Genomic DNA, 1805 nt, shown 5'->3' with positions numbered 1-1805 from the left:
TGTTATCTCATAGAAATGAGTTGGTGATGTAAAGGATATAGATTCCCGTAGTACTTCGACGAGGGACATCTCCATATATGCTTCCATATCAAGAAGTACACCAATCATATCAATTGCACCAACTGAAAAGTAAGAGTTTAAAAAAGAACCTAACGAATATTTCCTATATGGGTTTCTTTGCCCATCCCCATTTTTGGGTAAAAACACCCGATATGTAACGTTGAAGTAGGGTTTGATAATCTTGAAAAGTATTGATAAAGTTTGTTTTTTCTGAAAAATCAAACTTAACCACTTCTTTCCATTTTTTCATTATCTTATAATGAAATTATAAAAAATTGAAAAGGGGACTGAAGTTATGGAAATTTCTTATCTGAAAAGTAAAAAAGGAATATTAACAACAGGAATTGTTTTACTTTGTATTATAGGCTTCATTGTAAGTGGATCAATAGCCCGTCATTCTAAAGAAGAAGTAAGAGAGAAATTACTACAGGCTTTTGAAAAGAAAGATGCTGATACATTTTTATCACTTTTACCAAAAGATGCACAGTCTGCTCCATTTGCTAAGGAAGGTGTACAATCTTTTTTAAAGGAATCCAATGAATATAAGCAAATGTATCCTCTAATGGTGGATGTCATGGATGTAGAGAATACAGCCGTTTCTGCTAAGGCATTGGAAACACGTAGTAAAGGTATATTACCTTATACCATAGCAAAAGAAGGAAAGATCTGGATATTTTTCGATAATTATGTTATTAAACCAGCAAAGGTAAAAGTTAACCTTAAAGATATAGACAAAGACGTTGTTTTATCTTTAAACGGTAAAAAAGTTTCTCCTTCTGTATTTGATAAACCTTTTTTACCTGGAGTGTATGAGTTAACTGGAATAAAAAAATATAAATGGACTACTGTCACAGATAAAACCACTATCCGTGTAGGAGGAGATGATCCTGTTGAAAATGTATCACTCAGCTTAAAAGGAGATGAACTAGATTTATCTAAGGAATTTATAGGTTCAGAAATTGTATTCAAGGGAAAACCTACAGGTATTAAGGTTGGAGATGATGAATCTAAAAAATTTGGTCCGATTAATAAAAAAGATGAAGAAGCAATACAATTAAAAGCAAACTTTCCTTGGGTAAAAGATGAAATTTCTAAATTAAACGATCAAAAAACCTCTTTATTTGGAGAACAACGAAAATATATGTTTAAAGTCGATGAAGAAAAAGTGAATCAATTTTTCCATACATTTTTAAAAGAATATGGGGATGCAAGTACAAAACAAAGTATTGAGCCTTTCAAAACAGTCACTGAAAAATATAAGAATCAAAAAGCAGAATCTTTTGCTTCGGCAGCACGTAATACATGGTCTACCCCGTGGGAAGGAACACTTGTGAAATCATATTTAAATAAAGAAGTAGTAAAGATTTTATCAAACGATAAAGGATATCCTATTTTAAAAATGGAAGGGAAAGCAAAATATCATCTTCCAGCTCAAAAATACTCATCTGAAAAAGATGCAGTTTATGATGTGGAGCTTAACGCACTATATGATACGGATCAAAAAACTTGGAAAATTAACGAGGTTTCGTTTGGTTCCTTTGCCACAGAGGAAATTGATAAAAATGAAGAAGGAAAATACATTATCACGAATGTTCAATAGGCCTCACTAGGTTCTGTTGCAAAGATTTCTAAACTGAGATAACCTGTAGAAAAAGTGTGAGCAGGAGAATGATATATGGAATATTTTAAAGGAAAACAGTTTAAAAAGGATATTATTTTGGTAGCCGTCGGCTACTATTGTCGTT

The 1805-nt window shown here is 32.0% G+C and carries 2 protein-coding genes and 2 pseudogenes; 2 read left to right on the top strand and 2 right to left on the bottom strand.

Annotation, left to right across the window (positions count from 1 at the left end; translation table 11 throughout):
* Together LOK41_RS28025 and LOK41_RS28020 are read right to left on the bottom strand one after the other, a co-directional pair.
* Positions 1–162: pseudogene (locus tag LOK41_RS28025) on the bottom strand (amine oxidase); the annotation flags it as partial.
* A gap of 1 nt (position 163) precedes the next feature.
* On the bottom strand, positions 164–310 hold the full coding sequence (locus LOK41_RS28020) for a hypothetical protein (protein WP_241819358.1): 147 nt from the start codon (positions 308–310) through the stop codon (positions 164–166).
* 45 nt (positions 311–355) lie between these two features.
* Between LOK41_RS28020 and LOK41_RS28015 the strand changes: the two genes are divergently transcribed.
* On the top strand, positions 356–1660 hold the full coding sequence (locus LOK41_RS28015; RefSeq protein WP_241819357.1) for a TcaA second domain-containing protein: 1305 nt from the start codon (positions 356–358) through the stop codon (positions 1658–1660).
* A 75-nt stretch (positions 1661–1735) separates the two neighbouring features.
* Positions 1736–1805: pseudogene (locus tag LOK41_RS28010) on the top strand (IS6 family transposase); the annotation flags it as partial.

The sequence above is a fragment of the Bacillus sp. TL12 genome (genome assembly GCF_022625245.1).
Taxonomy (GTDB): domain Bacteria; phylum Bacillota; class Bacilli; order Bacillales; family Bacillaceae_G; genus Bacillus_A.
Note: the sequence above shows the minus strand (reverse complement) of the source record. Positions and strands in the feature narration are given on the sequence as shown.